This is a genomic window from Ruegeria sp. H8, assembly GCF_056532905.1.
This window is the reverse complement of record NZ_JBQFNY010000005.1, coordinates 288,872-296,387: the sequence shown is the minus strand read 5'-3', so window position 1 is coordinate 296,387 and position 7,516 is coordinate 288,872. Positions and strand designations below refer to the sequence as shown.

9 protein-coding genes are annotated in these 7,516 nt (G+C 58.8%); 7 read left to right on the top strand and 2 right to left on the bottom strand.

Features of this window, described 5'->3' with window-relative positions:
* Nucleotides 1–215 precede the first annotated feature (215 nt).
* Nucleotides 216–1,163, top strand: a complete 948-nt coding sequence (locus ACR0A2_RS14570; RefSeq protein ID WP_480835723.1) for an aldo/keto reductase — start codon at nucleotides 216–218, stop codon at nucleotides 1,161–1,163.
* A 332-nt stretch (nucleotides 1,164–1,495) separates the two neighbouring features.
* On the opposite strand, the gene rpe is transcribed toward ACR0A2_RS14570, so the two are convergent.
* Together rpe and phnF are read right to left on the bottom strand one after the other, a co-directional pair.
* Complete coding sequence (gene rpe / locus ACR0A2_RS14565; RefSeq protein WP_171232669.1) at nucleotides 1,496–2,185, bottom strand: ribulose-phosphate 3-epimerase; 690 nt, start codon at nucleotides 2,183–2,185, stop codon at nucleotides 1,496–1,498.
* A 169-nt stretch (nucleotides 2,186–2,354) separates the two neighbouring features.
* Complete coding sequence (gene phnF / locus ACR0A2_RS14560) at nucleotides 2,355–3,065, bottom strand: phosphonate metabolism transcriptional regulator PhnF (RefSeq protein ID WP_480835722.1); 711 nt, start codon at nucleotides 3,063–3,065, stop codon at nucleotides 2,355–2,357.
* 103 nt (nucleotides 3,066–3,168) lie between these two features.
* Here phnF and phnG point away from each other — a divergent pair, with 103 nt between their 5' ends.
* From phnG to phnK, 6 genes are read left to right on the top strand one after another with little or no spacing between them, the layout of a single operon-like run.
* Nucleotides 3,169–3,627, top strand: coding sequence for a phosphonate C-P lyase system protein PhnG (phnG, locus tag ACR0A2_RS14555; RefSeq protein WP_480835721.1), 459 nt, complete (start codon nucleotides 3,169–3,171; stop codon nucleotides 3,625–3,627).
* On the top strand, nucleotides 3,627–4,202 hold the full coding sequence (phnH, locus tag ACR0A2_RS14550; protein WP_480835720.1) for a phosphonate C-P lyase system protein PhnH: 576 nt from the start codon (nucleotides 3,627–3,629) through the stop codon (nucleotides 4,200–4,202). The genes phnG and phnH overlap by 1 nt, the downstream gene beginning before the upstream one ends.
* A 3-nt stretch (nucleotides 4,203–4,205) precedes the next feature.
* Nucleotides 4,206–5,294, top strand: a complete 1,089-nt coding sequence (locus ACR0A2_RS14545) for a carbon-phosphorus lyase complex subunit (protein WP_480835718.1) — start codon at nucleotides 4,206–4,208, stop codon at nucleotides 5,292–5,294.
* Nucleotides 5,291–5,887 carry an HAD family hydrolase gene (locus ACR0A2_RS14540; protein ID WP_480835716.1) on the top strand — a complete coding sequence of 199 codons (597 nt, stop codon included), beginning with the start codon at nucleotides 5,291–5,293 and terminating at the stop codon, nucleotides 5,885–5,887. The genes ACR0A2_RS14545 and ACR0A2_RS14540 overlap by 4 nt, the downstream gene beginning before the upstream one ends.
* The gene (locus tag ACR0A2_RS14535; protein ID WP_480835715.1) at nucleotides 5,884–6,744 is read left to right on the top strand and encodes an alpha-D-ribose 1-methylphosphonate 5-phosphate C-P-lyase PhnJ; all 861 of its coding nucleotides are present in this window, start codon (nucleotides 5,884–5,886) and stop codon (nucleotides 6,742–6,744) included. Before ACR0A2_RS14540 ends, ACR0A2_RS14535 begins: the two co-directional genes overlap by 4 nt.
* Nucleotides 6,741–7,511, top strand: coding sequence for a phosphonate C-P lyase system protein PhnK (gene phnK, locus ACR0A2_RS14530; RefSeq protein WP_480619274.1), 771 nt, complete (start codon nucleotides 6,741–6,743; stop codon nucleotides 7,509–7,511). The genes ACR0A2_RS14535 and phnK overlap by 4 nt, the downstream gene beginning before the upstream one ends.
* The last annotated feature ends 5 nt before the right edge of the window (nucleotides 7,512–7,516 follow it).

Here is a 7,516-nt window from a genome sequence, read left to right as displayed (position 1 = left end):
CCGTCGGCGCCGGCGTTGTGTCGAAGATCATCGAGTAATTCGCGCAAGCGACTGATCAGACGGAAAGGGCGCCCCGCGGGGCGCCCTTTTTGTTAGGATTCAAATGCCATGCTTGTCTCGATTTCGAGATAGCAAGCCAATACGCCAAGCTTGCGTTGAACGGCGACCCTCGACACAATTGCAGGCAGAAATGTCCTGTAGGGGAGGATGGTGGGATGACCAAGCATGTTGAAATCGGCCGGACTGGAGTGAGACTGCCGCAAATAGGGTTCGGTTCAACAGGCCTGGGAAGCATACCTCAGATATATGGGTACGAGGTGGACGAAGGCCGTGCGCTGGACACAATAAGGGCAATTCTCCAGCGCCCGGATGGCTTCATTGACACAGCGCGTGGATACGCGATGGGTCGAAGTGAAGAGCGTATCGGGCAAGTCATTCGTGAACTGGGGGGGTGGCCTGAAGGCCAGGTTCTGTCCACGAAACTGGACCGGGACATGGAGAGCAACAGGTTTGATGCGACACAAGCGCGAAGGTCACTTGAAGCAAGTCTTCAGGCCCTCGGGGTGGAACAGGTGGATATTCTCCATCTACATGACCCCGAATACGCTGCAGATATTTCGGAAGTGACCGGCACCGGCGGTGCACTTGATGAGCTGTTCCGGATCAAGGAAGAAGGTCTGGCGAAGGCAGTGGGGCTTGCAGGCGGCCGGATTGACGTCCTGATGCCGATGCTGCGTGATCGTGAGTTTGACGTCCTTCTGACACACAACAGGCATACGGTGGTCAACGTGAACTCCGCTCCAATGATCGAGCTTGCGCGGTCCAAAGGTGTGGCGGTTCTGAATGCGGCGCCCTATTCCGGAGGAATTCTGGCCAAGGGAAGTTCTGCTCATCATTATTACGTCTATCAGCAGGCGACCGAAGCCGTTCTGGGCCCGGTTCGTGCAGTTGAGAGTATCTGTTCTCGTTACGATGTACCGTTGGGGGCGCTTGCGTTGCAGTTCTCAGTCAAGAACGCAGACATTGCTTCAACAATCTGCGGGGCGACATGGCCGCAACATGTGGACCAAACATTCGAATGGGCCAACTGGGCTATTCCGGATGCGGTTTGGAGCGAGTTGGCGGAACTGGGTCAATCCCAAAACGATCCTGAAACTGGGTAGGGTCTATCGGTTTTTACGTTGCGCGGTGGCTCATCACCCATTTTACAAACCGTATTGGGGTCCTGGTCGCATTTCGCCCTCTGCCAAGTCCTGCGAACCTCACCAATACACGCGGGTTCTCAACAAGAACGTCAAGGTGGGATGTTTCCCGCCATTTGGGTTTGATGAAGGGTGGTGATGCGCGTCTGTCATCCTCTCAACCGCAATGTCAAGGAAACGGGCAGAGCGCCTTATTTGGGCGTGTTCCGCGCGGGCTTAAGTCCTTGTTTGACAAGGGCTGCGATCCATACCGGCGGCTGACAGTCTTGCTAACAGCCGCCGGTGATTGCAAATCAGGACAGCGCTGATTCAGCAGCTGCCCGGACGGCACGGATGTTGTCTCCGTAGATCTGTGGGGTTGAAACCGATCCGCCCTTGAACACCGCGGAACCGGCCACCAGCACATCCGCACCTGCCGCTGCCACAAGCGGAGCGGTTTTCGGGTCGACGCCACCGTCAATCTCGATATGCACCGGACGATCACCGATCATCTGACGCAGTTTTTTGACCTTGCCGGTCATGTCGATGAATTTCTGGCCCCCAAAGCCTGGGTTCACGGTCATCACGCAAACCAGATCCGTGAGGTCCATCAGATGCTCGACCGCTTCGGCAGGGGTGCCGGGGTTCAGGGCAACGCCGGCTTTCATTCCGGCGCCGCGAATGGCCTGCAAGGTGCGATGGGTATGAGGGCCAGCCTCGACATGTGCGGTCAGAATGTCCGCTCCGGCATCGGCATAGGCCTGGATGTAGGGATCGACCGGCGTGATCATCAGGTGAACGTCCATCACCGTTTTCACATGCGGGCGAAAGGCTTTCACGGCTGGAGGGCCAAAGGTCAGGTTTGGAACGAAATGGCCATCCATCACGTCAACATGAACCCAGTCGGCGCCCTGCGCTTCGATGGCCTGAATTTCCTGCCCGAAATTGGCGAAATCGGCGGACAGGATAGACGGCGCGATCTTGATGGTGCGGTCAAAGCTCATGGTGGCCTCGTATCAGCTGAAGAGTCGCGGATGCGTATACCCGTGAGCCGGTGGGATGGATAGCCCCCGCAAACGCTGTGTTGCCACAAAACTCTCACCGCGCGGCATTTGACCCAATGGGCTGAGACCAGTGACCGGCGGTCGGATGCGGCTGAGAACCGTAGTTCGCTTATGCCTCGTTCAGGGTCAGCGTTACACGCTCACCCGCGAAAACCGTGCGGCCGTACTCGACTGGCCGTCCATCCGGGTCGGCATTGACGCCGACCGAGAAGAGAACAGGAGCACCTTCTGACAATTGAAGTTGCAGCGCCTGCGTTGCGGTCGCCCCGCGCGCGGTCAGGCGAGTCGACACGCGGACGTAATCCCTGACGCCGCAGGCTTGCAGCGCTTTGGTGACGGATTGGGTTTCGGTCAATGTCTGCAAGATATCCGGAAATCGTTCCGCGGGGAAAACGCTCTGAAACAGGGCTATGGGCTGCCCGTCTGCCAGGGACAATCCGTCATAGACGTGCACTGGATCACCCTTGTTCAGGCCCAGAGCTTCGGCTTCGGCTTCATCGGCGACGCGTGTGGTCAAAGCCAAGATTTTCTTGCCCGGTATCTTGCCGCTGGCCGAGATGTTCTTGTGATAGCGCACCCTTTTGCCGATCGGATAATCCGTTGACCGTGCCGCAACAAAAACGCCCGCACCGCGCCGAGCGTGAACCAGACCCTGATCAGACATGTCAGCCAAAGCGCGCCGTACCGTGTGGCGGTTGACGCCATAGGTGGCGGCCAGCTGGGCTTCGGTCGGCAGGCGATCTCCGGTTTGATAGCGCCCCTCGGCGATGTCCGACGTCAGGCGCAGGGCAATACTTTTCCAGATCGGCGTTTTGCTCATTTCACCAAACCTTCAAACGGTCGCAGATTGCGTTTTGACAACCTGTCAGTTAATATTTGTCTAGTTGTATAGTTCATGTAGACAACCTGTCCAAGAGGCTTTGATGGCAAACCAGACGGAAATCGGGATCAAGGCACGGAAGGAATGGATGGGTCTGCTGGCGCGCGCGCCGGACGCCGCCCTGATGACGCTGTGGGACGGCATTCAGGACTGCCCGAGTTTCGAATGGCTGCGCAGGCCCGAGGTGGGTGGTGTCATGGTGCGTGGCCGCATCGGAGGAACCGGCGCTTTGTTCAACCTGGGCGAAATGACCGTTACGCGCTGCTCGGTCGTGTTGCAGGATGGTACGGTCGGTCACGGATATGTTCAGGGCAGGTCGAAATCCAAGGTAGAAGCGGCGGCATTGATTGATGCGATGATGCAGACCGCCGCTGCTGATGACTTGCAGGAACGGCTGCTTGATCCGCTGAAGCTGCAAATGCAGTCGATCAAGACAGCGCGCGCCGCAAAGGCAGCGGCCACCAAGGTCGAGTTTTTCACGCTGGCTCGGGGGGAAGACTGATGCCAGATCAAATGCGGTTCTCGGGGGGCTTTCAAGACGCACCTGTCGACGCGGCACATGCATTCCGCGCGGCCATGACCGTCATGGCGCGTCCGGGTGAAATCTGCGCCCTGACTGGCTGTGAACCACCTGCGCCCTTGTCCGTCGCGGCCGGCACGCTGCTTCTGACGCTTTGCGATGTAGAGGCAAACGTTCACCTGGCGGGTGAAGCCGACACCGATGTGGTGCGCGAATGGCTGACCTTTCACACGGGTGCACCGATAGTGGCGGCGGAAGAGGCTGATTTTGCCCTTGGCACGTGGGATGCACTGGCGCCGCTAAACACCTATCGTATCGGGACGCCGGAATACCCGGACCGGTCCGCGACGCTTGTTGTGGAATGCAGGCGCCTGGAGCAGAACGGTGCGGTTCTGAGCGGCCCCGGCATCCGGGACACGGCACGGCTTTCCCTGCCGGATGTTCCGGCTCTTCAGAACAATGCGCTGCTTTACCCTTTGGGGTGTGATTTTTTCTTCACCTGCGGTGAGGCGGTCGCGGCTCTGCCGCGTAGCACGCAAATCAGGTCCAGGGGATAAGCCATGTATGTCGCTGTCAAAGGGGGCGAAAAAGCCATCGAAAACGCCCATGCGTGGCTTGCCGAAGAACGCCGTGGTGCGACAGATGTCGCGGAACTGAGCCTTGCGCAGATCCGTGAACAGTTGAGCCTTGCGGTGAACCGGGTCATGGCCGAGGGGTCGCTGTACGATCCCGACCTTGCTGCGCTGGCGATCAAACAGGCACGCGGCGATCTAATCGAGGCGATTTTCCTCGTCCGCGCTTACCGCACGACCCTGCCTCGTTTCGGCTGTTCCAACCCCGTCAAAACCGGCGACATGGCCTGTGATCGCCGGATCTCGGCCACGTTCAAAGATGCCCCCGGTGGTCAGGTTCTGGGGCCAACCTTCGACTACACCCACCGATTGCTGGATTTCAAGCTGGCGGCCGAGGGCGAAGTTCCAAAGGCGCCTGAAGGCCCTGTGCGGCTGGAACCGATGCCACATATTACCGCATTCCTGAAAGGCGAGGGTATCATTCAGGATGAACCTGCCCGCGATGACGTTCCGGGCGATCTGACCCGTGAACCGATGGAGTTCCCGTCCACCCGCCCGGTGCGCCTTCAGTCGCTGACTCGTGGGGATGAGGGCTTTGTGCTGGGCATGGCTTATTCGACCCAGCGCGGTTACGCCCGCAACCACGCCTTTGTCGGAGAATTGCGTATCGGCAAGGTCCTGGTTGAGCTGGACATCCCCGAGTTGGGCTTTGCCATCGACATTGGCGAGGTCGAGCTGACCGAATGTGAAACGGTGAACCAGTTCACCGGTTCGAAAACGGAACCGCCGCAGTTCACGCGGGGATATGGGCTGGTCTTTGGCCAGTCTGAACGAAAATCCATCGCGATGGCGCTGGTCGATAGGGCCTTGCGGTGGGAAGAGTTGGGTGAAGACAACGTGGGTGCGCCCGCGCAGGATGAAGAATTTGTCATGAGCCATGCGGACAACATTCAGGCCACCGGCTTTCTCGAACATATCAAGCTGCCGCATTACGTCGATTTCCAGTCCGAGCTGGAACTGGTCCGCAAACTGCGTCGAAAGGCCGAAGAGCGCATGTCAGAGGAGGCCATGGAATGAAAGCCGTCGTTTTTGATATCGGAAACGTGCTGGTCAAATGGGATCCGCATCTGGCATGGCTGGAGGAGATGGGCAGCCGCGAGGCGGTGGCAGAGTTCCTGGCGCGCATCAATTTCCCCGAACGCAACCTGCGGGCCGATGGAGGAGAGATGTTCGCCGATCTGGCCGCTGAACTGGAAAATGCGGAAGATCGGCAGCGCCTCAGTGTTTACGTTGAACGTTATGCCAGAACCGTTCCGCGAAAGATCGAGGGAAGCTGGCGCCTGCTTTACCGCCTGAAAGAGAAAGGCACTCCGGTTCACGCGATCACCAATTGGTCAGCGGAAACCTGGCCTGTCGGCGTGGGGGCACATCCCGAATTGGGCGAAGTGTTTGGTGTCACCGTCGTGTCGGGGCAGGAGAAGCTTTTGAAGCCTCAGCCAGAGATTTTCCATCTGTTGTGCAAGCGGGCCGGGCTTTCACCTGAGAACTGCATTTTCACCGATGACGGGCTGCACAATGTCGAAGGCGCGCGTGCGGTGGGCATGGATGGGATCCACTTCACCGCGCCGCACGCGCTTGAACGCGCTCTTTCAGAAAGAGGCTGCTTATGAGCGCGTACAATTTCGCCTATCTGGACGAACAAACCAAGCGGATGATCCGGCGGGCGATCCTCAAAGGTCTGGCCATACCGGGGTATCAGGTGCCGTTTGCCAGCCGCGAGATGCCGATGCCCTATGGCTGGGGTACCGGGGGCGTACAGGTTTCAGCCGCGGTGTTGACGCCCGAGGATACGTTCAAGGTGATCGATCAGGGCGCAGACGACACCACCAACGCCGTATCCATCCGCAAGTTCTTTGAAAACACCGCAGGCGTCGCCACCACGGAAAAGACGGAACAGGCCACAATCATTCAGACCCGCCACCGCATCCCCGAGGCGAAGTTGCGCGAAGACCAGATCATCGTTTATCAGGTGCCGATTCCCGAACCTTTGCGCTTTTTGGAACCGCGCGAGACCGAGACGCGGAAGATGCACAGTCTTGAGGAATACGGGCTGATGCATGTGAAATTGTACGAGGATATCAGCCAGCACGGGGCGATTTCGACCGCTTATGCCTATCCTGTGAATGTGGCTGGACGCTATGTCATGGACCCGTCCCCAATTCCGAAATTCGACAATCCAAAGCTTGAGATGGACGCGATCCAGCTGTTTGGTGCCGGGCGCGAGCAGCGGATTTACGCGGTGCCTCCGCATACCAAAGTCGTTAGCCTCGATTTCGAGGACTACCCGTTCGAGGCCACCAAGGCCGATCATCCCTGCGACCTGTGCGGGGCCGAAGACAGCTATCTGGACGAGGTCATCACGGATGACGCGGGCAGCCGGATGTTTGTCTGTTCCGACACGGATTACTGCCGGTCACGCCGCGAGGCGGGCCATGTAGGCCGATTGGCCGAAGGGAACGCGCAATGATCCCTCTGATGCAAGCCAAAGGAATTGAAAAAAGCTATGGCCGCCGGATCGGATGCGCGGATGTGAATTTTGATCTCTTCCCCGGAGAAGTGATGGGAATCGTTGGTGAAAGTGGGTCGGGCAAGTCGACCTTGCTCAACTGTATGGCCGGCCTTCTGAAGCCGGATGCCGGGCAGGTGATCTTTGATACCCGTGCAGACGGCCCGGTCGATACGGTCACAATGTCCGAGCCAGAGCGCCGGATGCTAAGCCGCACCGACTGGGCCTTTGTCCACCAACACGCGCGCGACGGGTTGCGGATGTCTGTCAGCGCCGGAGGCAACATTGGCGAGCGGCTGATGGCCGTCGGCGGACGCCACTATGGCAGCATTCGGGGCAAGGCCATTGACTGGCTGGGCCGGGTAGAGATTGACGAGAGCCGCGTCGATGACCGCCCCAGCGCGTTTTCGGGCGGGATGCAGCAGCGTTTGCAGATCGCGCGCAATCTGGTGACAGGTCCTCGGCTGGTGTTCATGGACGAACCGACCGGTGGTCTGGATGTGTCGGTACAGGCGCGTTTACTGGATTTGTTGCGCGGACTTGTGCGTGAGATGAGGTTGAGTGCGATCATCGTCACCCATGATCTTGCCGTGGTGCGTCTGCTGGCGGATCGGTTGATGGTGATGAAAAGCGGTCGTGTGGTCGAGGCCGGGCTGACGGATCAGGTACTGGACGACCCGCAACATGCCTATACGCAGTTGCTGGTGTCCAGCGTTTTGCAGGTTTGAGGCTT

Coding starts and splice junctions, on each gene's coding strand:
- ACR0A2_RS14570 (WP_480835723.1), top strand. CDS start 216: ATGACCAAGCATGTTGAAATCGGCCGGACTGGAGTGAGACTGCCGCAA.
- rpe (WP_171232669.1), bottom strand. CDS start 2,185: ATGAGCTTTGACCGCACCATCAAGATCGCGCCGTCTATCCTGTCCGCC.
- phnF (WP_480835722.1), bottom strand. CDS start 3,065: ATGAGCAAAACGCCGATCTGGAAAAGTATTGCCCTGCGCCTGACGTCG.
- phnG (WP_480835721.1), top strand. CDS start 3,169: ATGGCAAACCAGACGGAAATCGGGATCAAGGCACGGAAGGAATGGATG.
- phnH (WP_480835720.1), top strand. CDS start 3,627: ATGCCAGATCAAATGCGGTTCTCGGGGGGCTTTCAAGACGCACCTGTC.
- ACR0A2_RS14545 (WP_480835718.1), top strand. CDS start 4,206: ATGTATGTCGCTGTCAAAGGGGGCGAAAAAGCCATCGAAAACGCCCAT.
- ACR0A2_RS14540 (WP_480835716.1), top strand. CDS start 5,291: ATGAAAGCCGTCGTTTTTGATATCGGAAACGTGCTGGTCAAATGGGAT.
- ACR0A2_RS14535 (WP_480835715.1), top strand. CDS start 5,884: ATGAGCGCGTACAATTTCGCCTATCTGGACGAACAAACCAAGCGGATG.
- phnK (WP_480619274.1), top strand. CDS start 6,741: ATGATCCCTCTGATGCAAGCCAAAGGAATTGAAAAAAGCTATGGCCGC.